This is a genomic window from Marinobacter metalliresistant (assembly GCF_038098645.1).
Lineage (GTDB): Bacteria > Pseudomonadota > Gammaproteobacteria > Pseudomonadales > Oleiphilaceae > Marinobacter > Marinobacter metalliresistant.
Map to the genome: position 1 here is coordinate 294,781 of NZ_CP101118.1, position 25,826 is coordinate 320,606.

The 25,826-nt window shown below is 56.4% G+C and carries 21 protein-coding genes and 2 tRNA genes; 16 read left to right on the forward strand and 7 right to left on the reverse strand.

All coding sequences use genetic code 11. The features are described 5' to 3' along the window. The first annotated feature begins 114 nt into the window (after positions 1-114). The gene (gene ccoM / locus NLK58_RS20565; RefSeq protein ID WP_162893654.1) at positions 115-267 is read left to right on the forward strand and encodes a cytochrome c oxidase subunit CcoM; all 153 of its coding nucleotides are present in this window, start codon (positions 115-117) and stop codon (positions 265-267) included. 46 nt (positions 268-313) lie between these two features. On the opposite strand, the gene NLK58_RS01430 is transcribed toward ccoM, so the two are convergent. The 3 genes from NLK58_RS01430 to NLK58_RS01440 all read right to left on the reverse strand — a co-directional run bounded on the left by NLK58_RS01430 (position 314) and on the right by NLK58_RS01440 (position 1,903). Continuing rightward, a tRNA-Glu gene (locus NLK58_RS01430) sits at positions 314-389 on the reverse strand. 167 nt (positions 390-556) lie between these two features. Continuing rightward, positions 557-1,474 carry a TIGR01777 family oxidoreductase gene (locus tag NLK58_RS01435; protein ID WP_117616933.1) on the reverse strand — a complete coding sequence of 306 codons (918 nt, stop codon included), beginning with the start codon at positions 1,472-1,474 and terminating at the stop codon, positions 557-559. 54 nt (positions 1,475-1,528) lie between these two features. Then, entirely contained in the window at positions 1,529-1,903 is a 375-nt protein-coding gene (locus tag NLK58_RS01440; protein ID WP_117616934.1) for a sirohydrochlorin chelatase, read from the reverse strand. A 101-nt stretch (positions 1,904-2,004) separates the two neighbouring features. On the opposite strand from NLK58_RS01440, the gene NLK58_RS01445 reads away from it, so the two are divergent. The 6 genes from NLK58_RS01445 to NLK58_RS01470 all read left to right on the forward strand — a co-directional run bounded on the left by NLK58_RS01445 (position 2,005) and on the right by NLK58_RS01470 (position 7,216). Continuing rightward, on the forward strand, positions 2,005-2,607 hold the full coding sequence (locus NLK58_RS01445) for a DUF924 family protein (protein ID WP_117616935.1): 603 nt from the start codon (positions 2,005-2,007) through the stop codon (positions 2,605-2,607). 183 nt (positions 2,608-2,790) lie between these two features. Next, a complete protein-coding gene (locus NLK58_RS01450; protein WP_341581885.1) occupies positions 2,791-3,507 on the forward strand; it encodes a murein L,D-transpeptidase catalytic domain family protein in 717 nt (238 codons plus the stop codon). 58 nt (positions 3,508-3,565) lie between these two features. Further along, positions 3,566-3,641, forward strand: a tRNA-Gly gene (locus tag NLK58_RS01455). A gap of 136 nt (positions 3,642-3,777) precedes the next feature. Continuing rightward, entirely contained in the window at positions 3,778-4,596 is an 819-nt protein-coding gene (locus tag NLK58_RS01460) for an MOSC domain-containing protein (protein WP_117616937.1), read from the forward strand. A gap of 2 nt (positions 4,597-4,598) precedes the next feature. After that, positions 4,599-6,551, forward strand: coding sequence for an ATP-binding cassette domain-containing protein (locus tag NLK58_RS01465; RefSeq protein WP_117616938.1), 1,953 nt, complete (start codon positions 4,599-4,601; stop codon positions 6,549-6,551). Further along, positions 6,548-7,216: a DUF6901 family protein gene (locus NLK58_RS01470; protein ID WP_117616939.1), complete on the forward strand. Its 669-nt coding sequence runs from the start codon at positions 6,548-6,550 to the stop codon at positions 7,214-7,216. The genes NLK58_RS01465 and NLK58_RS01470 overlap by 4 nt, the downstream gene beginning before the upstream one ends. Positions 7,217-7,274: 58 nt before the next feature. Here the strand turns inward: NLK58_RS01470 and NLK58_RS01475 are convergent, their stop codons facing one another. Then, on the reverse strand, positions 7,275-7,706 hold the full coding sequence (locus NLK58_RS01475; RefSeq protein ID WP_117616940.1) for a universal stress protein: 432 nt from the start codon (positions 7,704-7,706) through the stop codon (positions 7,275-7,277). 156 nt (positions 7,707-7,862) lie between these two features. Further along, a complete protein-coding gene (locus tag NLK58_RS01480; RefSeq protein WP_117616941.1) occupies positions 7,863-8,681 on the reverse strand; it encodes a hypothetical protein in 819 nt (272 codons plus the stop codon). A 442-nt stretch (positions 8,682-9,123) separates the two neighbouring features. On the opposite strand from NLK58_RS01480, the gene fadB reads away from it, so the two are divergent. The 3 genes from fadB to topA all read left to right on the forward strand — a co-directional run bounded on the left by fadB (position 9,124) and on the right by topA (position 15,364). Further along, positions 9,124-11,271 carry a fatty acid oxidation complex subunit alpha FadB gene (gene fadB, locus NLK58_RS01485; RefSeq protein ID WP_117616942.1) on the forward strand — a complete coding sequence of 716 codons (2,148 nt, stop codon included), beginning with the start codon at positions 9,124-9,126 and terminating at the stop codon, positions 11,269-11,271. Between the two features lie 26 nt (positions 11,272-11,297). Continuing rightward, complete coding sequence (fadA, locus tag NLK58_RS01490; protein ID WP_117616943.1) at positions 11,298-12,473, forward strand: acetyl-CoA C-acyltransferase FadA; 1,176 nt, start codon at positions 11,298-11,300, stop codon at positions 12,471-12,473. Between the two features lie 248 nt (positions 12,474-12,721). Further along, positions 12,722-15,364 carry a type I DNA topoisomerase gene (topA, locus tag NLK58_RS01495; RefSeq protein ID WP_341581886.1) on the forward strand — a complete coding sequence of 881 codons (2,643 nt, stop codon included), beginning with the start codon at positions 12,722-12,724 and terminating at the stop codon, positions 15,362-15,364. A gap of 98 nt (positions 15,365-15,462) precedes the next feature. Here topA and NLK58_RS01500 read toward each other — a convergent pair whose 3' ends face one another. Together NLK58_RS01500 and gltA are read right to left on the reverse strand one after the other, a co-directional pair. After that, positions 15,463-16,335 (reverse strand): NAD(P)-dependent oxidoreductase, encoded by an 873-nt coding sequence (locus tag NLK58_RS01500; RefSeq protein ID WP_117616945.1) that lies wholly within the window; start codon positions 16,333-16,335, stop codon positions 15,463-15,465. Positions 16,336-16,452: 117 nt separating this feature from the next. Then, entirely contained in the window at positions 16,453-17,727 is a 1,275-nt protein-coding gene (gene gltA, locus NLK58_RS01505; protein ID WP_117616946.1) for a citrate synthase, read from the reverse strand. A 477-nt stretch (positions 17,728-18,204) separates the two neighbouring features. Here gltA and sdhC point away from each other — a divergent pair, with 477 nt between their 5' ends. The 6 genes from sdhC to odhB all read left to right on the forward strand — a co-directional run bounded on the left by sdhC (position 18,205) and on the right by odhB (position 25,816). Next, on the forward strand, positions 18,205-18,579 hold the full coding sequence (gene sdhC, locus NLK58_RS01510) for a succinate dehydrogenase, cytochrome b556 subunit (RefSeq protein ID WP_117616947.1): 375 nt from the start codon (positions 18,205-18,207) through the stop codon (positions 18,577-18,579). Further along, positions 18,573-18,917 carry a succinate dehydrogenase, hydrophobic membrane anchor protein gene (gene sdhD / locus NLK58_RS01515; RefSeq protein ID WP_117616948.1) on the forward strand — a complete coding sequence of 115 codons (345 nt, stop codon included), beginning with the start codon at positions 18,573-18,575 and terminating at the stop codon, positions 18,915-18,917. The genes sdhC and sdhD overlap by 7 nt, the downstream gene beginning before the upstream one ends. Before the next feature lie 3 nt (positions 18,918-18,920). Beyond that, entirely contained in the window at positions 18,921-20,693 is a 1,773-nt protein-coding gene (sdhA, locus tag NLK58_RS01520; RefSeq protein WP_117616949.1) for a succinate dehydrogenase flavoprotein subunit, read from the forward strand. A 14-nt stretch (positions 20,694-20,707) separates the two neighbouring features. Continuing rightward, the gene (locus NLK58_RS01525; RefSeq protein ID WP_117616950.1) at positions 20,708-21,412 is read left to right on the forward strand and encodes a succinate dehydrogenase iron-sulfur subunit; all 705 of its coding nucleotides are present in this window, start codon (positions 20,708-20,710) and stop codon (positions 21,410-21,412) included. A 311-nt stretch (positions 21,413-21,723) separates the two neighbouring features. Further along, the gene (locus tag NLK58_RS01530) at positions 21,724-24,561 is read left to right on the forward strand and encodes a 2-oxoglutarate dehydrogenase E1 component (protein WP_117616951.1); all 2,838 of its coding nucleotides are present in this window, start codon (positions 21,724-21,726) and stop codon (positions 24,559-24,561) included. Between the two features lie 25 nt (positions 24,562-24,586). After that, positions 24,587-25,816 carry a 2-oxoglutarate dehydrogenase complex dihydrolipoyllysine-residue succinyltransferase gene (odhB, locus tag NLK58_RS01535; RefSeq protein WP_117616952.1) on the forward strand — a complete coding sequence of 410 codons (1,230 nt, stop codon included), beginning with the start codon at positions 24,587-24,589 and terminating at the stop codon, positions 25,814-25,816. Positions 25,817-25,826: the final 10 nt, after the last annotated feature.

A 25,826-nucleotide genomic window follows, 5' to 3' on the forward strand; every position in this document is an offset into this window, starting at 1 on the left:
CAGTACTAAAGCGTACACAACCTGAAAGTACTCTGTTGACCTGGATCAATAACATGCAGGCGTACCGGGCGTAATCTGAGTTTAATCAAGTTTACTGCAGGAAGGAGAAGAAAAATGTATATGGACGCCGTTGTTATCGCAGGTATTGCGACTGTATTGCTGGTGGTTGGGTTTTTCGTTGGTGTTGGCATCTTCGTGATGAGGGATCAGAAGGCGCACGGACATGAGGGCAGAAAAGAAGGCGAGCACGGCCAGAAACCGGTTTGACCTTGCCGGGCAAGTAAGAGCTGCCGGAGCATCAGGTTAGGAAAATTGGCGTCCCCTAGGGGGTTCGAACCCCTGTTGCCGCCGTGAAAGGGCGGAGTCCTAGGCCACTAGACGAAGGGGACGCAACGTTTTCAATACCTTGCCTCGTCGAGGTGGCGCGTATATTAAGTAAGGCTCCGGGGAGTGTCAACGCCTTTTTTTGAAAAGTTACGGGCGTTGACTGGTGAAATGCCCCAGCTGAAGGCCGCGGCCGGCAGCTGTGAGGCGTCGGTCCATACGCGGGCTACTGTCACCTTGCCGCCCCCGGATTAACGGAATGGGCCAGCGCCTTCTCCAGTTCGGGATACTGGAACTGGAATCCTGCCTTGGTGAGTCTTGCCGGAATGGCCTGCTGGCCGGTCAGGAGGAGACGCGCCATTTCCCCCAGTGCGACCTTGAGCACCGGTGCCGGTGCGGGCAACAGAGCGGGGCGGTGCAGAACCTTGCCGAGGCAACGGGTGAATTCGGCGTTGGTCACCGGGTTGGGGCTGACCACGTTGAACGGTCCTGAAGCGCTGGTGTTCTCGACCATCCAGATCAGGGCTTCGACAACGTCGTCCCGGTGGACCCATGGCATATACTGCGTGCCACTGCCCAGCCGGCCACCGAGGCCAAGTTTGAAGGGCAGAATCATGCGCTCCAGAAAGCCGCCTCCGGGGCCGGCCACGACACCTGTTCGCGACAGGCACACTCTTACGCCGTTGTCGGCAAGGCGGAGCGCGGCATTTTCCCAGTCCCGGCAAAGGCGGTGGGTAAACTCATCATGTGGGTTGGTCTCTTCCGTTACCATGGCCGGGCCCTGGTCTCCATAAAAACCGACCGCCGAGCCCGAGACCATGACCTCGGGAGCCTGTTTCCAGCTGCGTATCACGTCAACGAGTGTTTCGGTGACATTGATCCGGCTGTCCCGGAGTTGCTGTTTGCGAGCTTTGGACCAGCGTTTGTCAGCAATGCCTTCACCAGCCAGGTTGATGACGGAATCGAACCCGGGGTGGGAACGGAGTTGTTGCAAATCACGGACGGCTTCAACCCGGCCGCAGCAGGCCTTGACGGTTTCTGACGGTTGCCGGCTGAAAACGGTCAGTTCATGGCCGCGCGCCAGCAGTTCACGGCACAGTACGTGCCCGATAAATCCGGTACCGCCGGTAATCAGAATCCTCTTTGTCATGATGTTCCCTCCCGTCGCGGTCTGGTCGACACGCGTGCTTTCCAAGCGTCCGGTTCAGGACGGTGTCTGTTCCAGTTCAAGCATAACAGCATCCCGGATGGCCTGTCCGAGAAGTGGATTTTCGCCGATCGGCGGCGCCAGGTGGATGTTGGTGCCATGGGCGCGCTCGAGTTCTTCGATCATCGCGGGAACATCCTTGCGCAGATGGCGCCCGGCCGCCAGGAACAGGGGAACGATGGTAAAGCTTTTGGCCCCTTCCGCGACTCCTTCTGCAATGACAGTGTCCATGGATGGATCGGCCAGTTCCATGTAGGCAATCCGGGCATTATCGACAGCCTTGAGTGTGGGTCCGGCAAGCTGTTCGAAGGTTTCACACCAGCGCTTGTCACTGCTTCCGTGTGCCAACAGAATAATGCGGGGGCTGTTCATTGCCTCTCCTGAGTGGTCAGTTTGATGGGGCCTGTCGTAAGTCCGGAGCGTCAGCCCCGGAAGCGGGTATAACAGAATCTAAAGTAACAGGGTGACACAGAATGTTCGATTGGAAAGAGATTCTGGATTTCTGGTTTGGTGAACTGGATGAGCACGGGTTGCCAGACAGTGACCACAGAAACAAATGGTTCCGGTCAGACCGTAGGTTCGATCAGGAGATCCGCCGCCGCTTTCTTTCCCTGGTGCTGTTCGCTTCGGAGCAGGGGCTGGAGCATTGGCGGCGGGAAGCCGGTGGCATACTGGCAGAGATTCTGCTGCTTGATCAGTTTTCCAGAAACATCTTCCGGGGCGGCGCTATGGCATTTGATCAGGATCGGCAGGCCCGGAAACTCTGCAGGCAGGCCATGCGGAAGGGGCAGGATATGCTGCTTCCTCCGGTTCAGAGGGCTTTCCTATATATGCCCCTGCAGCACTCCGAGCGTAAGGAAGACCAGGACACATCTGTGGAATGCTACGAGCAGCTTGCCCGGAGTACCCAGGGGCTCCTGGCAGATTTTATGGGTAGCTTTCTTCAGTCCGCCCGGGATCACCGCGACATTACCATCAGGTTTGGCCGTTTCCCACACCGGAACAAGGCTCTGGGGCGTGCGTCTACGGCAGAAGAAGAGGTTTACTTACAGATTGGCCGGCGATTTGGCCAATAGAGCTGCTTTTTGTCAGCCCTGATTGGCCAGATGACGGAATTGGCGGCTTCCTTAAGGTTTTGTATGAAAAATGTACATTCTGACGGGGTTGGCTATTTTGCCTGATAGAATACGCAACACTTACTTTGAACCGGGTGCGCGGCGTTTCGCCGCCACCTGCACGTATTCTATCGGGGATTTGTGATGGTGAACTCGCGGCGTTCCCTGCCCGCCGGGCTTTTTGCGGCCGTATGGGCTGTGCTTCCTGTTTCATCGTTTGCTGCTTCTCTCGACGATAAGCTGCTGGACCAATTGAGTGGCGCAGCCCCAAAGCTCGACAGGACTGTGCTCAAGACGGCGTTTAAGGCATCACGCTGTGCTGTTTCCAGTGGTGTCGAGATGCCACAGCGGCTGGCGGTTATCGATTTTTCGTTACCCTCCAGTGAAGAGCGGTTGTGGATTTTTGATCTGGAGAAAGGCGAGCTGCTGCTCCGGGATCTTGTGGCCCATGGTAAGAATTCCGGGAATTTCGAGCCGACCGAGTTCTCCAACGTCGAAGGCAGCCATAAGTCCAGTATCGGTCTCTTTCAGGCGCGAGAGTCCTACTACGGAAAACATGGATATGCCGTCCGGCTCGATGGACTTGAACCTGGCATCAACGATCACGCCCGGCAGCGCGCGATTGTTATTCACGGTGCGGACTATGTGAGTGACAGCTGGGTCAGCAAATACGGCCGGATAGGCCGAAGCCACGGTTGTCCTGCGGTGGACAATCAGGCCATCCGCCAGGTGGTTGATAATCTCAAGGGTGGTCAGCTTGTTTTCAAGTACTATCCCGATCAGGAGTGGCTGCACAGTTCAGGTTTCCTCAAGTGCGACAACACAACTCTGGCGGGAAAAAACCTGGAAAAAAGTGGTTGACGGCGCCGGTTGGATCCGTAGAATACGCCTCCGTTGTCGGTAACAGCCGATCAGCATTGCGGGAATAGCTCAGTTGGTAGAGCACAACCTTGCCAAGGTTGGGGTCGCGAGTTCGAATCTCGTTTCCCGCTCCAGATTCAGAAAACCCGGTCTTGAAAAAGGCCGGGTTTTTTCGTATTCAACCACCACAAACCCGGCGCCATGGCTCGTGGTCAGGTATACTCGGCAGCCTGTTTCATATCCTGATTCTGTGGGGGAGGCATGTCCGCCATGAAGGTACATTCACTGTTTATATACCCCGTCAAGTCCCTGTCCGGCATTGAGGTAAGCAGCTTTGACACTGATGATTTCGGCCCGGTCGCCGACAGACGCTGGATGATTGTCGACGATGACCGCCGTTTTGTGACCCAGAGGGAGCATCCGGAGCTGGCGCTGGTTGCTACCGCGCTGGAGGGTGGCAATGTGGTTGTCGACATTCCGGGTGAGGGTGCGTTTCCCCTGATGGCTATTGATGAGACAGATGCGGCCGGCGCAGAGGTTCGGGTCCTGGTCTGGCGTGACTGGGTCAAGGCCGTTATGGGACAGCCTGAAGCCGGCGAGGCGTTAAGCCGGTTCTGCGGCAAGTCTCTCCGGTTTGTCTATATGCCGGACAGTTCATTTCGCCGTGTTGATGCCGGACGGGTGGATGAATACCGGCGTGTAGGCTTTGCTGACGGTTTTCCGTTCCTGATTACCAATACCGCTTCGCTGATGGAGCTGAACGGGCGCCTCGATGCTCCGGTAGAGATGCGCAGGTTCCGGCCCAACATCGTGGTGGAGGGTGCGCAGCCCTGGGATGAGGACAGCTGGCAGCAGCTGACCATTGGCAACAACCGTCTGAGTGTTGTGAAGCCCTGTTCCCGCTGTGTGGTGACCACCGTGGATCCCGCAACGGGCAAAAAGGACGCCGCCTTGCAGCCGCTCAGAACCCTGTCAGGCTATCGCAGGACGCCGGACGGCGTGATCTTCGGCCAGAACGCCATTCATGAATCACCGGGAAGTATCCGGGTTGGTGATCCTGTTACCATCAACAAATCGGAGTCAAAATAAACGTGCCTTTGTTAACGCTGGACTCAGTCTCCCTGGCTTTTGGAATGCACCCGCTGCTGGACCAGGCATCGCTGGTAATCGACGCCGGAGAGCGTGTGTGCCTGTTGGGACGCAATGGCGAAGGCAAGTCGACCCTGCTCAGGATTGTCACTGGGGAAGTGGTGCCTGATGGCGGGGTGGTGCGCCTGGACGACGGCGCAGTGCTTGCAGTGCTGCCGCAGAACCTGCCATCGGAGGATTCCCGCACAGCCTATGAAGTGGTTGCCGGTGCGTTTCCGGAAACCGGAACCTTGCTGGCGGAATTCCATCAGCTTTCCCAGCATGCGGATGAGTCCAGCCTGGACCGCCTGATGAAAGTCCAGGAGCGTCTGGAAGCCCTGGATGGCTGGCGGCTGGATCAGAAGGTAACCACCATTCTCGGTCAGTACGGTGTCGATCCCGATCAGACACTGAACACGCTGTCCGGCGGCTGGCAACGCCGTGTGTTGCTGGCAAAAGCCCTGGTTGCGGATCCGGACATCCTGTTGCTGGATGAACCCACCAACCACCTCGATGTGCCTGCCATCGCCTGGCTGGAAGAGGCTCTGGGCCAGTTCCGTGGCGCCATGCTGTTTGTCAGCCACGACCGGGCGTTTATCCGGCGCATGGCCACCCGGATTGTTGAGCTGGATCGGGGCAGGCTCGTGAGCTTTGCCGCCACCTATGACCGCTACCTTGAACTGAAGGAAAAAGCGCTGGAAGAGGAAGAGCGTCAGAACGCGCTGTTCGACAAGCGGCTTAAGCAGGAAGAAGCCTGGATTCGCCAGGGTATCAAGGCACGCAGAACTCGCAACATGGGCCGGGTGCGCGCCCTCCGGGCCATGCGCGAGGAACACCGGCAACGGAGAGTCCGTGGCGGTACCGCAAGCTTCGCGGTGGAGGATGCAGCCCGTTCCGGCAAACTGGTTGTTGAAACCCGGGATGCAGGCTTCGCCTATCCTGATGGTACGCCGGTGATCAGCGATATGAACCTGACTATCCTCAGGGGTGACAAGATCGGCCTTGTGGGGGAAAACGGAACCGGCAAAACGACTTTGGTTCGGCTTTTGCTCGGAGACCTGGAACCAACTGAAGGGTCGGTGCGTCTGGGTACCAATCTGCAAGTGGCCTATTTCGATCAGCTTCGCGGGGAGCTGGATCTGACCCGGAATGCCCTGGATAACCTTTCCGAGGGTCGGGAATTCATTGATATTAACGGTCAGAGCAAGCACGTGCTTGGTTATTTGCAGGAGTTCCTGTTCACACCGGAGCGGGCCAGGTCACCGGTCAGTGTGTTCTCTGGTGGTGAACGTGCGAGGCTGCTTCTTGCCAAGCTGTTCAGCAAGCCAGCGAACATTCTGGTGCTTGATGAACCGACCAACGATCTGGATGTGGAAACCCTGGAACTGCTGGAAGAACAGTTGGCGGAATTTGCCGGAACAGTGATCGTGATCAGTCACGACCGGGAGTTTCTTGATAATGTGATCACTGAAACGGTTTTCCTGGATGGATCGGGCAAAGTGCGGGAGTTTGTCGGTGGTTACACCGACTGGCGCCGGCAGGGCGGGCGTTTCCCCTCGGAAGCGACGGGTAATAGGCCGGACAAACAGGACAAAGCCAGAAAATCCGGTAAGGAAACCGCCAAAGAACGTGAACAAAAGGTGCCAGGAAGCGCAAGACAGGCAGCGCCCTCGGAAAAGAGCAAGCCTGTCAAGCTGAGCTATAAACTCAAACTGGAGCTCGAACAGCTGCCCGGGCAGATCGGGGCGCTGGAGCAGGAAGTCGCCGGCCTGAAGGAAAAGATTTCCTCGGCTGATTTTTACTCAGGCCCACCGAACGAAGTCTCGGCCACTCTGGAAGCATTGACGGAAAAGGAAAACCGTCTGGAGAAGGTTATCGAGCGGTGGATGGAGCTGGAAGAACAGGCAAGCCAATGAATATCAATTACGATTTCAGGTTTCAGGACGGGCGTACCGTCGAGTTTACAGTCACTGATCGACCGTCACCGGCGTCCGGGCCTTTGCCCTCGTGGACCAAACTCGGGCATTGTCAGTGCAGTAACTGCCCGTTGAAGGCTTCAGATACGCCTTATTGCCCTGCAGCCACTGAAATGCTGCCTGTTGTCGAAGCATTTCAGGCGGAAGATGCCTACCAGAAGGTTGAGGTGAAGGTTACTGATGAGCGGCGCAGCTACCTGAAACAGACTGCCCTGGAAGAAGCCCTCAGGTCTTTGCTCGGGCTGAAAATGGCAACCAGCGGGTGCCCGGTACTGTCAGAGCTCAAGCCGATGGCTGTGCACCACCTGCCTTTTGCCAATACCGATGAATTTATTATGCGCAGTGTGTCCCATTATCTGCTGCAGCAGTACTTCGCCAAGCGCAATCACCAGGCGCCGGACTGGGATCTGACGGGGCTTGTTGAAAGGAACCAGAGGTTGCAGCTGGTCAATCAGGCCCTTTGGCAGCGTATTCATTCGGTCTGCAAGGGCGACAGTAATCTGAAAGCGTTACTGAACTTCTTTTCGATGGCGTCGAGCGTCAGCTTCTCCCTGGAAAGCCAGCTTCGGAAGCTCGAGGCAAAAATGGGCGGGGAAGGGGGGTAGCAGTCCCGGGCGACAGACCAGGCCCGGGACAACGCCCGGGCTTTCGGTTCCGGAACCCTTAGTGAATCCTGATGGCCAGAACGTCGCACTCAGTACCGTGCAGAACACCGTTGGCAGTTGAGCCCAACAAAAGCTGGAAGCCCTTTCGCCCATGGCTGCCAACAATCACGAGGTCCACGTCCTGCTCTTTGGCAAGCCTGTGAATTTCTGATTCCGGGCGCCCGACCGTAACTACCTGGTTTGTCCTGGAAACTCCGTATTGGTCACCGTAGGTGCCCAGTTGCTCACGGGCGGCTTTGTCGAGCTGATCCTGAAGTTCGGTCAGGTCCATCGGTATATCACCGCCATAGGCGTAGCCAACGGGCTCAACCACATGAACCAGCATCAGCTCCGCCCCATGGGCCTCGCTCATGGCTTTCGCCTTGTTGAGCACCTGTGGGGCTTCTTCCGTCAGGTCAATGGCAACAAGCATTTTCTTGTAGGCGGACATGGCATCGCTCCTTCGCGCGCGGGGTGATATTGTCTTGAGGATAGTACTTTAAATCTAATCGGAAAAGTGTAGCGGGAAACTGACGGGTATCAATAAAGACGGCGGAAAAGCGCTTTTCTGGCAGGCAATTAGGCCCGCCAGAAAAAGAGGAGAGGGTCAGACGTTGCCTTGTAAGAGCTCTATGATGTTGGCCAGCCCCTTCAGGATACCCTTGGAATACCGGTCGATCACGAAGCCCACATTCTTCTCGTTATAGTTGATATAAGAGCCGCGGATAAACTGCCACTTGGATGAGATGCTGTTAAGTGCCGCGTTTAATTCCGGCGAGCCCTGGCCCTGCATAACAGATTCCAGCAATGCATCCAGTTCCCTGGCTTGCTCGTCGAGCGGTGTTTCGGTAGAGGAGCCCTGGAAGGTCTGGGAAACCGAGGAGTTGGTGCGTACCGAATACTTGGCCATCATCTGGGCCATTTTTACAGCGGCAGAACGCGCCGCCTCGACCCGGGGGCTTGTAGCCGTCTGGGAGCTTTCCTGGGCTACCCGATATAACCCGGTCGCCTTCTCGTTCATGGTGAGGGCCTGGTTCGCCATATCGGAAACCAGCCGCAAGTCCGGATAGCCCTGGTTACGCACATCATTGATGTTGCTGCGCATCAGGTTCTTGAACTTGTCGAACTCCTGGTTCAGCCCTTCAATATCTTCGGCAGACAGCACCCCGGAATTACTGCCGGCGATAGAATTCATGGAGTCGTTGGCTGAGTTGATGCCCTGCACAATCTCGTTCAGGGTATCGGTATCGCCGGTTCCACTGAAACGGTAGTAGGCGTCCAGGGCCATGTAATTGCTGACCCGGAAATTATGGAGGTCGGAGAGGAATCCGTCGGCGCCATCCTGGGCGCGGGCACCCAGGGAAGTCAGTGCAAGGAGAATAAGCGCGGCTACAAGAGAGCGTATCCGCAGGTTAGCGTCTTTCATCGGATGGGTCTCCGTACATGCGGTTTTATTATTGTGGACCAAAGTCGTAGATCGAAGGTAAAGTAACTGCGCCGGCCAATCAAGCAGTTTTGGCGGCCTCGGTGTCTGTAAATGTAAACAACTTTGAAATTTGCGTGATGAAGTTCCGGTTTTTTCTTAGAAGTGGCTTCCAGTTAACTGAATCATAACAATTCTGCTGCGTTTTTCTTCGGCTGCCTCCAGCTTTTCGGGGACTTTTGCAGCCCGTCCGAAAGAAACAAATTGACAAACGCGCCGTTTTTTTTCATCGTGTGCCCTCACGATTCAAACGACTGTATGAATTTTTTGAATCGAATGACCGGGCAGTGACCGAAATCTCGCTGCACAAACAGCCGGCCGCGCTGGCGAACTGACAGCGCCACCTGGCTGGAAGCAGTTCCAAACACAGACTGGAGATCAGTTGATGATTTACGAAGGTAAAGCCATCACGGTTAAAGAGATCGAAGGCGGGATCGCTCAGTTGAACTTCGACTTGCAGGGCGAGTCCGTAAACAAGTTCAACCGTCTCACTATTGAAGAGCTCCGCGCCGCGACTGACGCATTGAAAGTGAAAAAGAACCTGAAGGGTCTGGTGGTTACCAGCTCCAAGGACAGCTTCATTGTTGGTGCCGACATTACCGAATTCACCGAGCTGTTTGCCGGTTCGGAAGAGGATCTGGTAGCCAACAACCTCAAGGCCAATGAAGTCTTCAGCGCCGTTGAAGACCTGCCGTTCCCGACCGTTACCGCTATAAATGGTATGGCCCTGGGTGGCGGTTTCGAGATGTGCCTTGCGACCGACTATCGGGTTATGGACAAGACGGCCAGGGTTGGTCTTCCGGAAGTGAAGCTGGGGATCTTCCCGGGCTTCGGCGGTACTGTGCGTCTGTCCCGTCTGGTGGGTGTCGACAACGCGGTTGAGTGGATCAGTGGCGGCACTGAGAACCGCGCGGATGCGGCACTGAAGGTTGGTGCCGTTGACGCCGTGGTTGAGTCCGACAAGCTGGTCGAAGCCGCCGTTGCCATCATTAGCCAGTGCAACGAAGGCAAGCTGGACAACGAAGCCCGTCGTGAAGAGAAGAAGGGCAAGATCAAACTCAATGCCATGGAAAGCATGATGGCATTCGAGATATCCAAGGCGTTTGTTGCCGGCAAGGCTGGCAAGAACTACCCGGCGCCCGTTGAAGCCATCAAGGTGATGCAGAAACACGCCGGCATGACCCGCGACAAGGCGATCGAAGTGGAAGCCAAAGGCTTCGCCAAGATGGCCAAAACCAACGTTGCGGCTTGCCTGGTTGGCCTGTTCCTGAACGATCAGGAGCTCAAGAAGAAGGCCAAGGCCTGGGAGAAGGAAGCCAATGACGTGAACCTGGCTGCCGTCCTCGGCGCCGGCATCATGGGTGGTGGTGTCGCATTCCAGTCTGCCCTGAAGGGCACCCCGATCATCATGAAGGACATCAACCAGGACGGTATCGCACTGGGTCTGAAGGAAGCCAAGAAGCTTCTGGTCAAGCGGGTTGAAAAAGGCAAGATGAAACCTGACCAGATGGCCGATGTACTCAACAGCATCACGCCAACCCTGAACTATGGTGATTTCAAGAACGTAGACCTGGTTGTTGAGGCTGTTGTCGAGAACCCGAAAGTAAAAGATGCTGTTCTGCGTGAGACCGAAGATGCGGTTCGCGACGACGCCATCCTGACCTCGAACACCTCTACCATTTCCATCGACCTGCTGGCCAAGAACCTGAAGCGGCCGGAAAACTTCTGTGGCATGCACTTCTTCAACCCGGTACACATGATGCCGCTGGTTGAGGTTATTCGCGGCGAGAAGACCAGTGATCGCGCCATCGCGACCACCGTGGCCTACGCCAAAGCCATGGGCAAGACTCCGATCGTTGTTAATGATTGCCCGGGCTTCCTGGTTAACCGCGTTCTGTTCCCGTACTTCGGTGGCTTTATTGGCCTGGTGCGTGACGGTGCTGACTTCCAGCATGTTGACAAGGTGATGGAAAAGTTCGGCTGGCCGATGGGTCCTGCGTACCTGTTGGACGTTGTTGGCATGGATACCGGCAAGCACGCCGGCGAAGTGATGGCCGAAGGCTTCCCGGACCGGATGAAGCACGAAGGCACAACCGCCATTGACGTGATGTTCGACAACAACCGTTACGGACAGAAGAACGAGAAGGGCTTCTACAAGTACGAACTGGACCGCAAGGGCAAGCAGAAGAAGGTCGTCGACGAAGAGACCTACAAGCTGCTCGAGCCGGTTGTTCAGGGTAAAAACGAGTTCAGTGAGGAAGATATCATCGCCCGCATGATGATTCCTCTGTGCATGGAAACCGTTCGCTGCCTGGAAGACGGCATTGTCGAAGATCCGGCAGATGCTGATATGGGCCTGATTTTCGGTATCGGCTTCCCGCCGTTCCGTGGTGGTGCCCTGCGCTACATCGATGACATGGGTGTAGACAAGTTCGTCGAACTGGCAGACAAGTTTGCAGATCTCGGTCCTCTGTATCATCCGACTGAGAAACTGCGTGAAATGGCCAAAACTGGCAAAAAGTTCTTTGGCTAACCCTGATTCCGAACGGAGAAAGATCTATGAGCCTTAATCCGAGAGACGTTGTCGTCGTCGATTGCGTGCGGACTCCGATGGGTCGTGCCAAAAACGGCTGTTTCCGGAACGTGCGCGCAGAAACCCTGTCCGCCGCTCTGATTGAAGCGCTGTTTGAGCGCAACCCGAAGCTCGACCCGAAAGAAGTTGAAGATGTGATCTGGGGCTGTGTGAACCAGACCAAGGAACAGGGCTTCAACGTGGCGCGCCAGATTTCCCTGCTGACCCGCATTCCCCACGAGTCCGCGGCCCAGACCGTGAATCGTCTGTGTGGTTCTGCCATGAGCGCGATCCATACCGCTGCCCAGGCCATCATGACCGGCAACGGCGATGTGTTCGTTGTTGGTGGTGTCGAGCACATGGGGCACGTACCCATGACCGAAGGTTTCGACCACAACCCGGCGGCGTCCAAATACTCCGCCAAGGCGTCCAACATGATGGGCCTGACCGCGGAGATGTTGGCAAAGATGCACGGCATCACCCGTGAGCAGCAGGATGAGTTCGGCGCCCGGTCTCACCGCCTGGCCCACGAAGCGACCGTAGAAGGCCGCTTCAAGAATGAAATCGTGCCCATTCAGGGTCACGACGAAAATGGTTTTGTGAAGCTGATCGAAGAAGACGAGACCATTCGTCCGGAAACAACTGCCGAGTCGCTTGGCCAGTTGAAGCCGGCTTTCGACCCGAAGAACGGCACGGTGACTGCCGGTACTTCTTCCCAGTTGACCGACGGCGCTGCCGCCATGGTTCTCATGTCGGCAGAACGTGCTGAAGCCCTGGGCCTGAAACCGGTTGCCAGAATCCGCGGCATGGCCGTTGCCGGTTGTGATCCCGCAATCATGGGCTACGGCCCGGTTCCGGCTACCAAGAAGGCGCTCAAGCGTGCAGGCCTGAAGGTTGAGGATATCGACTTCTGGGAACTGAACGAAGCCTTCGCTGGTCAGTCCCTGCCGGTGCTGAAAGACCTGAAGCTGCTGGGTGTCATGGAGGAGAAAGTGAACCTGAACGGCGGTGCGATTGCCCTGGGCCATCCGCTGGGCTGCTCTGGTGCACGTATCTCCACAACCCTGCTGAACGTCATGCAGGCCAAAGGCGGTAAGCTTGGTGTATCCACCATGTGTATCGGCCTTGGTCAGGGCATTGCGACTGTGTGGGAGCGGCTCTGATTCGGTAAGCTGAATTGGAAACAAGCTCTCAGGAGGCCCGGCAAATGCCGGGCTTTCCTGTCTCTGACCGTGTAAAAAAGCCGGTCATAAACAGAAGAATGGGTTGTCTTGCTTTTCTTGACCCTGTAAAACAATGCACCTATACCAATGTGGCGGCTATTGAGTGTTTTCTAGCCGACTGATTTTACAGCGAGTTTACGGTTTGCTGATTTTTTAACCGATTATCGCCAAGGACACAGATCTCTGATATGGGTAAAAGTCTCGTTATTGTCGAGTCGCCAGCGAAAGCGAAGACCATCAACAAATACCTGGGCTCCGACTTCATCGTCAAGTCGAGCGTCGGGCATATTCGTGATCTCCCCGTCAGTGGTAGCGGGTCGCAGTCCGATCCCAAGGAGCGGGCCAGACAGGCTGCGGCCACCCGGAAGATGAGCCCGGACGAGAAGGCCACGCACAAGAAGCGTAAGGCCCGGGAACAGCTGGTCGCGCGGATGGGTGTGGATCCGGATCAGGACTGGAGTGCCCGTTATGAGATTCTTCCCGGCAAGGAAAAGGTGGTCAGCGAACTCAAGCGCCTGGCGAAGTCTGCAGACCATATCTATCTGGCAACGGATTTGGACCGTGAAGGGGAGGCCATCGCCTGGCACTTGCAGGAAGCGATTGGTGGTGAGCCGGAAAAATACCGGCGCGTGGTGTTCAATGAGATCACCAAGCGCGCCATTCAGGAAGCGTTCAAGGACCCCGGCAATCTCGACACAAACCGTGTGAATGCCCAGCAGGCAAGGCGGTTCCTGGACCGTGTCGTGGGCTATATGGTATCTCCGCTGTTGTGGGCCAAGATTGCCCGTGGCTTGTCGGCGGGCCGGGTTCAGTCGGTCGCAGTGCGGATGATTGCGGAGCGGGAACGGGAGATCCGGAAATTTGTACCGGAGGAGTTCTGGCAGCTCCATGCCGACCTCGCGTCCGAAAGAGCTGACCAACCGGTTCGGTTTGAAGTAACCCGCTATGATGACAAGCCCTACCGGCCCGTTAACGAGCAACAAAGCACCGAGCACGTTAATCGCCTGAAGGCCGGCGACTTCAAGGTTGCCAAGCGCGAGGACAAACCGACCCGGTCCCGGCCGTCGGCACCCTTTATTACCTCTACGCTGCAGCAGGCTGCAAGCAACCGCATGGGGTTTAGTGTCAAGAAAACGATGATGCTGGCACAGCGCTTGTACGAAGCTGGCTTCATTACCTACATGCGTACCGACTCCACCAACCTGAGTCAGGACGCGGTCAACGGTTGCCGGGATTTCATTCAAAAGCAGTTCGGGGGCAAGTACCTGCCAGAGAAGCCGCGGGTTTACGGCAGCAAGGAGGGTGCCCAGGAGGCCCACGAGGCGATTCGCCCAACCGAAGTCAGTCGTCGCCCGGCGGATATCAGCGGCCTTGAGAAGGATGCAGAGAAGCTTTACGACCTGATCTGGCGACAGTTTATTGCCTGCCAGATGTCGGATGCCGAGTTCCTGAGTACATCCATTGTGGTGGCGAATGGAGATTACGAGCTGCGTACCCGTGGCCGGATCATCAGGTTTGACGGTTTTCTCAAGGCGGCCCCCCAGGCTGCCAAAAAAGACGAGGACGTCTCGTTGCCGGATATTCAGGTGGACGACGTTCTGGATCTGAAAAAACTGGACCCGAGCCAGCACTTTACCAAGCCTGCACCCAGGTACACGGAAGCCAGTCTGGTTAAAGAGCTTGAAAAGCAGGGTATTGGCCGTCCTTCGACTTATGCCTCCATCATTTCCACCATCCAGGATCGTGGCTATGTGCGGTTACAGAACCGCCGGTTCTATGCCGAAAAGATGGGCGAAATCGTTACCGAGCGACTGTCGGAGTCGTTCCCGAACCTGATGGATTTCGACTTCACCGCGAAGATGGAGGACGAGCTGGATGAGATTGCCGAAGGTGAGGTCCAGTGGAAAAAGGTACTGAATGATTTTTACGGCCGTTTCCGGCAACAGCTGGAAAAGGCCGAAAGTGCGGAAGATGGCGGCATGCGCGCCAACACGCCTACAGAAACCGATATTCCATGCCCCAGCTGTGGTCGCAACATGCAGATCCGGGTCGCCAGCACGGGCGTGTTCCTGGGCTGTTCTGGGTATTCATTGCCTCCGAAAGAGCGTTGTAAAACCACCATTAACCTGGTTTCAGGTGATGAAGTGGTCAGTGCGGATGATGATGTCGAGGGTGAAGGTGAAACCCGCCTGCTTCGGAAGAAACGGCGTTGTCCGAAATGCGGTACTGCCATGGACAGCTACCTCATTGACGAAACCCGAAAATTGCACGTGTGTGGTAACAACCCGGATTGTTCAGGCTACGAAGTGGAAAAGGGCACCTTCCGCATTAAGGGTTACGACGGTCCGACACTCGAGTGCGACAAGTGCGGTTCCGAAATGCAGCTTAAAACAGGCCGGTTCGGCAAGTATTTTGGCTGCACCAACACTGAGTGCAAGAATACTCGTAAGCTACTGAAAAGCGGGGAGCCGGCACCGCCCAAGATGGATCCGGTGCCGATGCCGGAGTTGCAGTGCCAGAAGGTGGATGACACTTATGTACTCCGGGATGGCGCCTCAGGCTTGTTCCTCGCGGCCAGCAAATTCCCGAAAAACCGGGAAACCCGGCCGCCGCTGGTGATGGAGATCAAACCGCACCGGAAGGAGATCGACCCGAAATACGACTACCTGATGGATGCGCCCGAGCATGATCCGGAAGGCAATCCGACGGTGATCCGCTACAGCCGAAAGACCAGGGAGCAGTACGTCATGTCCGAGAAGGACGGCAAGGCGACGGGCTGGTCTGCGTGGTATGTAAACGGGAAATGGCAGCCGCAGGACAAGAAAAAGTAGTTCGGTTGAACATGGGGTCAGATGAAACGGGGTCAGATGAAACGGGGTCAGATGAAACTTTCATCTGACCCCGTTTCATCTGACCCCGTTTTCAGCCTTTACCGGAACTTCCTCAACCTCTGAATGAGCGACGACGTATCCCAGCGTTTGCCGCCCATCGACTGTACATCGGCGTAGAACTGATCCACCAGAGCGGTCACCGGCAGCGACGCGTTCACCTTGCGCGCCTCCTCCAGACAGATCCCCAGATCCTTCCGCATCCAGTCCACCGCGAAGCCATGCTCAAACTCCCCGGCAATCATGGTGCCGGAGCGGTTTTCCATTTGCCAGGATTGGGCGGCGCCTTTGGAAATGACGTTCACCACTTTGGCGACATCCAGTTCCGCCTGTTCGGCAAAATGCAGTGCCTCTGACAGGCCCTGTACCAGGCCGGCAATGGCAATCTGGTTCACCATCTTGGTTTTCTGGCCGCTGCCGGCAGGGCCCATCAGGTTGAGCGCACGGGCGTAGTGTTTCATGACGGGTTCGGCTTTGGCGTAGTCTGCTTCGGAACCGCCGCACATGATGGTCAGTTTGCCGTTTTCAGCGCCCTGCTGGCCACCGGAAACCGGCGCATCGACAAAACCCATCCCGTTGCGGCGGGCGGCCTCGGCGAGGTGTTCGGCAATGCTGGCGGAGGCCGTGGTGTGGTCGACCAGGACAGCGCCCTCGGGGGCATTGGCAAGAATGCCTTCATCGCCTTCGTACACGGCCTTCAGGTCGGTATCGGCGCCAACGCAGGTCAGGACGATATCCGCGCCTTTAACCGCCTCAGCAATGGTGGCGCAGCTGGTTCCGGGGTAATCATTGGCCCATTGCCCGGATTTGGCGGATGTCCGGTTCCAGACCCTGACGGTGAGCCCGGCTTTGGCCAGGTGACCCGCCATCGGATACCCCATGACCCCCAGGCCGATAAATGCTGCTGTAGACATTGCTTTCTCCTCCTGTGTTTTTGTCGGGTTAACTTATCATAGAAGAGTGGGGCAGGCGGTGAATAAAAAAGGCCGCTGAATCAGCGGCCTTTGCATGGCGAATCCGGTGGGCCGGATTTATGTTTTCGGGTAGTCCCGCTTGTCTGAGCCGGTATACAGCTGGCGCGGACGGCCGATGCGGTAATCGCCGCTGACCATCTCGTTCCAGTGCGAGAACCAGCCGATGGTCCGCGACATGGCAAAGATAACGGTGAACATGGATGTGGGGATGCCAATAGCCTTGAGAATCAGGCCGGAGTAGAAGTCCACGTTCGGGTAAAGTTTGCGCTGGACGAAATACTCGTCTTCCAGCGCAATTTTCTCGAGGCGCCGGGCGATCTTCAGCTGCGGATCGTTCTCCAGGCCCAGTTCGGTCAGGACTTCGCGAGCGGTTTCGGCCATGACCTTGGCGCGCGGGTCGAAGTTCTTGTAAACGCGGTGACCGAAGCCCATCAGCCGGAACGGGTCGTCCTTGTCCTTGGCTTTGGCAATGAACTTCTCGATATTGGATTCGTCGCCGATTTCCGCCAGCATGTCCAGAACGGCTTCGTTAGCGCCGCCGTGAGCCGGCCCCCAGAGGGCTGCAATGCCGGACGCAATGCAGGCGTAGGGGTTGGCGCCGGTAGATCCGGCAAGGCGTACGGTGGACGTGGACGCGTTCTGCTCGTGATCCGCGTGCAGGATGAAGATCTTGTCCATGGCCTTGGACAGGATCGGATTTGGCTTGTACTCCGCGCAGGGCACGCCAAACATCATCTGCAGGAAGTTCTCGGAGTAGGACAGATCATTGCGCGGATACATGAATGGCTGGCCGAGGCTGTACTTGTAGCACCAGGCAGCGATGGTCGGCATTTTCGCGATCAGGCGATGGGCCGTAATCTGGCGCTGTTTCTCGTCGGTCACATCCATCTGGTCGTGGTAGAACGCCGACAATGCACCCACAACACCACACATGATGGCCATCGGGTGCGCGTCACGGCGGAAACCCTGGAAGAAGTTCCGCATCTGGTCGTGCAGCATGGTGTGGTTCTTGATGGTGTCGTGGAACTGCTTGTTCTCTTCGGCGCTGGGCAGCTCGCCATGGAGCAGGAGATAGCAGACCTCAAGGTAGTCCGAGTGCTCGGCCAGCTGTTCAATCGGGTAGCCGCGGTGCAGGAGAACACCGTTTTCACCGTCAATGTAAGTAATGGCCGATTCGCAGGCTGCTGTGGATACGAATCCCGGATCGTATGTGAAAACGCCTTCCTGGACTAGGCCTCGTACGTCGATAACGTCAGGGCCGACGGTGCCGGAATAAACCGGTAGCTCAATGGACTTGTCCCCCACCGAGAGCGTGGCTTTCCTGTCGGTCATGGTGCTCTCCTATTTATCAGCTTTGACAGCTTTATCTACATTTATAGATGCGCTAGAAGGCGCGTATTATCGCAAAACTGGCGGCAAAATATAGGGCGTTGGCTTTTTTTGTCAATGGAAGAGTCAGGAAAAGCCGGAATTTGACGGCGGATGTAAATGAGGGATATCCCGAATAGCAGCGGATCCGGGCAGGAAAAAAATTTGTCAATCATCCATAAGGCTTGCTTAACCCCCTGAAATACCCGGCCTGTGCGACGTTGCAGGTTTGTAATTGCTTAGGGTACTCCTTATAATCCCTAGCCCGGAATCGGGGATAAATCTTTTTACGGTGCCTGTAATTGGCGGGTTGCCGGCGAGACTTCCTCCCTCCTGAGCCAATCGTGTGCCGGTTTCGTATCTGCACGCTGATCCTTACATACCAACCATCCGCACCCGGTTTTCCGGTCCCGCGGATCCAAGAGAGAGTGTGAGAGCGCTGTGAATAGCAAACGACCAGTAAATCTCGATCTCAGCAAGTTTCATTTTCCGCTGCCAGCCATTACGTCCATATTGCACCGCATCACCGGCATCATCATTTTTGTTGGTGTTGCGTTCATGCTATACGGACTCCAGCTTTCCCTGTCCGGGGAAGAGGGCTTCAGCCGCGTAAGTGAACTGCTGGACAGCTTCCTTGCCAGGCTGATCACCTGGGGCATCTTGTCTGCTCTGTTGTACCACCTGGTTGCAGGTATCAAGCACCTGTTCATGGATATGGGCATTGGTGAAGAGCTCGAGAGCGGGCGCCTCGCCTCGAAGATCACGATTGTGGTTTCCGTTATTCTCATCGTTCTGGCAGGAGTCTGGGTATGGTAAACAGCGTCACGAACCTGGGTCGCAGTGGTGTTTTCGACTGGCTGATCCAGCGGGTAACTGCCTACGTACTTGCTTTGTATACAATTTTCCTGTTCGGCTTTCTGCTGACCTCTGATGTCAACTACGACACCTGGTCGGCCCTGTTTGATCAGACCTGGTTCCGTATCTTTACCCTGCTGGCACTGCTTTCTATCGGTGCGCACGCTTGGGTAGGTCTCTGGACGGTAACCACTGACTACATCAAGGCCGTGGGCCCGAGGTTTATAGTGCAGGCAGCTTGTGGTCTGACCATGTTTGTATATGTGGTCTGGGGCATTCAGATTCTTTGGGGGCTTTAATTGATGGCTAATATCAAGACCATGTCTTACGACGCGATCGTTATCGGTGGTGGCGGTTCTGGAATGCGTGCTGCGCTGCAGCTGACAGAGTCTGGTGTCAATACTGCATGTATTACCAAGGTATTCCCGACCCGCTCGCACACGGTGTCTGCCCAGGGCGGGATTACCTGCGCGATCGCAAGTGCCGATCCCAACGACGACTGGCGCTGGCACATGTATGACACGGTGAAAGGTTCGGACTACATCGCCGACCAGGACGCCGTTGAATATATGTGCTCGGTCGGCCCTCAGGCCGTCTTTGAGCTGGAGCACATGGGGCTGCCGTTCTCCCGTACCGAACAGGGTCGTATCTATCAGCGTCCGTTTGGTGGCCAGTCCAAGGGTCCGGATAACCCGACTCAGGCGGCGCGTACCTGTGCCGCGGCCGACCGTACCGGTCATGCGCTTCTGCACACTCTCTATCAAGCCAACATCAAGGGTGGGACCACCTTCCTTAATGAGTGGTATGCGGTAGATCTCGTCAAGAACAGCAAGGATGAGGTTGTTGGTGTTGTTGCCATTGAGGTTGAAACCGGTGAAGTGGTTTACATCAAGTCCAAGGCGACGGTTCTGGCGACAGGCGGTGCAGGCCGTATTTACGCATCGACAACGAATGCCCTGATTAATACTGGTGATGGAGCCGGCATGGCGCTGCGCGCCGGTTTCCCGATGCAGGATATGGAGATGTGGCAGTTCCACCCGACTGGTATCTACGGTGCCGGTACGCTGGTAACGGAAGGTTGTCGGGGTGAGGGCGGTTACCTGATCAACGCTGAAGGTGAACGCTTCATGGAGCGCTATGCTCCGAACGCAAAAGATCTGGCGGGCCGTGATGTTGTCGCCCGGGCGATGGTCATCGAGATTCTGGAGGGGCGCGGTTGTGGACCCGAGAAGGACCACGTTCTGCTGAAGCTGGACCATCTGGGTGAAGAAACCCTGAATCTGCGTCTGCCAGGCATCTGCGAGCTGTCCCGTACCTTTGCCCATGTGGATCCGGTGAAAGAGCCGATTCCGGTGGTTCCGACCTGTCACTACATGATGGGCGGCATCCCGACCAACGTCGGTGGTCAGGCCCTGACCCAGGACGAAAATGGTAATGACAAGGCAATTCCCGGGCTGTTCGCGTGTGGTGAGGCGGCCTGTGTATCGGTACACGGTGCCAACCGTTTGGGCGGTAACTCCCTTCTGGATCTGGTTGTGTTTGGTCGCGCAGCTGGTCTGCACATCGAAGAGCAGCTGCGTGGCGGATTCGAGGTAGACGGCGCCAGCGAGGAGGACATCAAGCGTGCCATGGCTCGCCTCGACCGTCTGAGCAATGCCTCTGAGGGTGAAAGTGTGGCCGAGGTTCGCAAGGATCTCCAGAACTGCATGCAGCTGTATTTTGGTGTATTCCGTGACGGTAAGAGCATGGAAGAGGGTCTGAAAAAGCTGGAAGCCATCGGTGAGCGTGTTCGTAACACCAGACTGGCAGATACCAGCAACGCCTTTAACACTGCCCGCATTGAAGCGCTGGAGTTGGACAACCTGTACGAAGTGGCTTTGGCTACCGCCATTTCAGCCATTGAGCGTAAGGAAAGCCGGGGTGCCCATGCCCGGAATGACTTCACCGAACGTGACGATGAAAACTGGCTGAAGCACTCCATGTACTTCCCGCTGGACAAGCGTGTTGGTAAGCGTGATGTGAATTTTGCGCCGAAGACCGTAGACACGTTTGAGCCGAAGATCCGGACTTACTAAGGGGGACGTTGAAAATGTTAGTAAGCCTTTATCGTTATAACCCGGAAACCGACAATGCGCCTTATATGCAGGACGTGGATGTCGAGATTCCGGCAGGTAAGGATCTGATGGTCCTCGATGTTCTGAACCTCATCAAGGAGCGTGATCCCTCGATGGCCTACCGCCGTTCCTGCCGTGAAGGCGTTTGTGGCTCGGATGGCATGAACATGAACGGCAGGAACGGCCTGGCCTGCATCACGCCCGTTTCCCAGGTTGTGAAGAATGACAAGCTGGTGCTACGGCCGCTGCCGGGTCTGCCTGTCATTCGTGATCTGGTGGTCGATATGAGCCTCTTCTACAAGCAGTACGAAAAGGTCATGCCGTACCTGGTGAACGACAAGCCGGCGCCAGCCATCGAACGCCTTCAGTCTCCCGAGGACCGGGAAAAGCTGGACGGCCTGTACGAGTGTATTCTCTGTGCCTGCTGTTCCACAGCCTGCCCGTCGTTCTGGTGGAATCCGGACAAGTTTATCGGCCCGGCAGGGCTGCTGCAGGCTTACCGCTTCCTCGCAGATAGCCGCGACACCGCTCAGGCAGAGCGTCTTGCCAATCTGGATGACCCGTTCAGTGTTTTCCGCTGCCGGGGCATCATGAACTGTGTCAGTGTCTGCCCGAAGGGCCTGAACCCCACAAGGGCTATCGGCCACATTCGGAATCTTCTGCTGCAACGGGCCACTTAAGCGGCAGGAGTTCAGACAGACGCTATACTGTTCTGACAAGGTTAGTACCCGGAAGGCCCCGCAATTTGCGGGGCCTTCAACCAAAGGCTTATAGTCAAAAGTCTTACCCGGGTGCACACTACGCAAGCCGTGGCGGGAACTTATCAAGTTTTCACCCCGCTTTGCTGAGTACAAAAACCACCGGGGAACGGAAAACATCCATGTCGGGTGTGGTGGCCAAAGTCGATCCCGTAAAAACCCGTATTGACTGAGAATTACCCCTGGCCGACCATACCGGGCTCCCCGCACCAGCCCAAGGTGAGCTATTCAAGATGCACGAAAGCATAATGGAGCAGTTATGGCAGACTTCCCACCTGCAGGGTGGTAATCTCGCCTATGTTGAACAGCTTTTTGAAACCTACCTGACAGACCCCAATGCCGTTCCTGAAGAATGGCGAAGCTATTTTGACAAGCTTCCCAGTGTCGATGGCTATCAGGGCCGTGACATTGCGCACTCTTCCATCCGCGAACAGTTTGAACACATCTCTCGCAATCAGCGCTTTCTCACCAGCGGCGGTGTTCCCGCCAGTGCTACGTCCGACGCAGACAAAAAGCAGATTCGTGTTCTCCAGCTGATCAACGCCTTCCGTTTCCGTGGTCATCAGGAAGCAAAGCTGGATCCGCTCGGCGTATGGCAGCGTCCTCAGGTAGAGGATCTGGATCCGTCGTTTCACGAACTTTCGGATTCCGATAACGATCTCGAATTCCATACCGGCTCCCTGAATCTTGGCTCCGAGACCATGAAGCTCGGAGACATCGTTAAGGGGCTGCGTCAGACTTATTGCGAGAGTATCGGCGCGGAATACATGCACGTCGTCGATACCCGCATCAAGCGTTGGTTTCAGCAGCGTATGGAACCGGTTCGCTCACGGCCGGAGTACGAGGCGAAGACCCGCAAGCATATCCTGGAGCGCCTGACCGCCGCCGAGGGTCTGGAGAAATACCTGGGCTCCCGTTATCCGGGCGTGAAGCGTTTTGGCCTTGAAGGTGGCGAGAGTCTGATTCCCTGCCTGGATGAGCTGATCCAGCGTGCAGGCTCATACGGCGCCAAAGAGATTGTTCTTGGTATGGCACACCGTGGCCGCCTGAACGTTCTGGTGAACACCCTCGGCAAAAACCCGAAAGAACTGTTCGACGAGTTTGAAGGCAAGAAGCTGGCTGCTTCCGGTTCCGGTGACGTGAAATACCATCAGGGCTTCTCATCCAACGTGATGACCCCCGGCGGTGAGGTTCACCTTGCCATGGCCTTTAACCCGTCTCACCTGGAGATCGTGTCTCCGGTGGTTGAAGGTTCTGTTCGCGCCCGCCAGACCCGTCGCAATGACAATGAAGGCAGCAAGGTCGTTCCGATCATCATGCACGGCGATGCGGCCTTTGCCGGTCAGGGCGTGGTGATGGAGACTTTCCAGATGTCCCAGACCCGTGGTTTCGGTGTTGGCGGCACCATCCATATCGTCATCAACAACCAGGTCGGCTTCACCACCAGCAAGCAGGAAGACGCGCGGTCTACGGAATACTGTACCGACGTCGCCAAGATGATCCAGGCACCGATCCTGCACGTGAATGCGGACGATCCTGAAGCGGTTATGTTCGTTACCCAGATGGCCATGGATTACCGCAACGAGTTCAAAAACGACGTGGTTATTGATCTGGTGTGCTACCGCCGCCGCGGTCATAACGAAGCGGATGAGCCTGCAGCGACCCAGCCGGTCATGTATGGGAAGATCCGCAAGCTGAAAACGACCCGCAACCTCTATGCTGACCAGCTGATGGAGGCTGGTGTGATCAGCGAGAACGAAGCCAAGCAGATGGAGAACGACTACCGTGATGCGCTGGATAACGGCGAGCACGTGGTCAAGTCGCTGGTCAAGGAGCCCAACAAGGAGCTCTATGTCGACTGGACGCCGTACCTCGGTCACGAGTGGACCGCCAAGTGCAAATCCAGTGTGGCCCTGAAGACGATCCAGAAGCTCGGTAAGAAGCTGACCTCGGTTCCGGAGGGGTTCAGTATCCAGCGTCAGGTTTCCAAGATTGTTTCAGATCGCGAGAAGATGACGGCAGGTGCCTTGCCCATTAACTGGGGTTATGGCGAGGTTATGGCTTATGCAACGCTGATAAACGAGGGCCATCCGATTCGTATTACGGGTCAGGACGTCGGCCGGGGTACGTTCTCCCATCGTCACGCGGTGTTGCATAATCAGAAAGATGGTTCAACGCACATTGCGCTTGAGCAACTGTCCGAAGACCAGCCGAAGTTCGAGCTCTACGACTCACTGCTCTCTGAAGAAGCCGTCATGGCGTTCGAGTACGGCTATTCAACCACCGCGCCGGACGGCCTTGTGGTCTGGGAAGCGCAATTCGGTGACTTTGCCAACGGCGCCCAGGTGGTGATCGACCAGTTCCTGACCAGTGGTGAGCACAAGTGGGGGCGCCTCTGTGGTTTGACCCTGCTGCTGCCGCACGGCTACGAAGGTCAGGGGCCAGAGCACAGTTCGGCACGTCTTGAGCGGTTCCTGCAGCTGTCTGCCGAACACAACATCCAGGTATGTGTGCCGACAACGCCGTCCCAGGTGTTCCACATGCTTCGTCGTCAGGTCAAGCGCCCACTGCGCAAGCCATTGGTCGCAATTACGCCGAAGAGCCTGTTGCGGCACAAGGAAGCTACGTCTGATCTGGATGATCTGACCAGCGGCACCTTCCAGACGGTACTTCCCGAGAAGGAGCCGTCGGACCCGAAGAAAGTGACGCGCCTGATCATGTGCAGCGGCAAGGTGTATTTCGATCTCCTGGAGAAAAAGAAAGCCGCCGAGCGCGACGACGTCGCCATCGTTCGCATCGAGCAGCTCTATCCGTTCCCGGGTGATGATCTTGATGAACTCCTGAGCCATTACAGCAAGCTCAAGCACGTTGTCTGGTGCCAGGAAGAGCCGATGAACCAGGGTGCCTGGTACTGCAGCCAGCATCACATGCGTAATGCCCTGCATCGCAAGAATCCCAAGCTGTACCTTCAGTATGCCGGTCGTGATGCTTCCGCTGCGCCTGCCTGTGGGCATATGTCTGCGCACATTGAAGAGCAGAAGAAACTGGTTAACGACGCGTTTGAAATTTGACGAGCTACCGAACTAAGGATCTGTAATGTCAACTGAGATTAAAGCCCCCGTTTTCCCGGAGTCGGTCGCAGAGGGTACTGTCGCGACCTGGCACAAGCAGCCGGGTGAAGCCTGTTCACGCGACGAGCTGATTGTCGATATCGAAACCGACAAGGTCGTTCTTGAAGTTGTAGCGCCTGCTGATGGCGTTATTGAAGAAATTCTCAAGAACGAAGGCGATACCGTTGAAAGCGGTGAAGTCGTCGGCAAGTTCAAGGCAGGCGCAGTGGGCGAATCCAAGCCTGCGGAAAGCAAGAAAGAAGAGAGCAGGGAAGAGGCTCCGAAGGAAGAGGCCAAGAGCGATGCCGCTTCCGGCGATGCCATCCTGAGCCCGGCGGCCCGTAAGCTGGCCGAAGAAAACAACGTTGACCCGAACGCGGTCAAGGGTACCGGCAAAGATGGCCGTGTAACCAAGGAAGACGTTCAGAGCCACGTGGAAAGCGCGAAGTCTTCCAGCGGTGCAGCAGTGCCCAAGCCGGCTGCCGATATGCCAGAGGTGAGTGTGTCCTCCGGCGAACGGCCGGAGAAGCGTGTCCCGATGACCCGCCTGCGTGCCAGCATCGCCAAGCGACTGGTTAACGCGCAGCAGAGCGCTGCCATGCTGACAACCTTCAACGAAGTCAACATGGCACCGATCATGGAGCTGCGCAAGCAATACCAGGACAGCTTCGTCAAACGCCACGGTATCAAGCTGGGCTTCATGTCCTTCTTTACCAAGGCGGCGACCGAAGCCCTGAAGCGCTTCCCTGCGGTAAACGCGTCTATTGACGGTAACGACATGGTTTACCACGGTTATCAGGATATTGGTGTGGCGGTATCCACCGATCGTGGTCTCGTCGTTCCGGTACTTCGCGATTCCGACGCCATGGGTCTGGCCGACATCGAGAAAAAGATTGTCGAGTACGGCACCAAGGCCAAAGAGGGCAAGCTTGCCATTGAGGATATGACTGGCGGAACCTTCACCATTACTAACGGTGGTATTTTCGGTTCCCTGATTTCCACGCCAATCCTGAATCCGCCGCAAACCGCTATTCTGGGTATGCACAAGATTCAGGAGCGTCCGATGGCAGTAAACGGGAAGGTGGAAATCCAGCCAATGATGTATCTGGCGCTTTCCTACGACCACCGTATGATTGATGGCAAGGAAGCAGTTCAGTTCCTTGTTGCGATCAAGGAAATGCTTGAAGACCCGGCACGTATTCTGCTGGACGTCTGAGCCGACACTT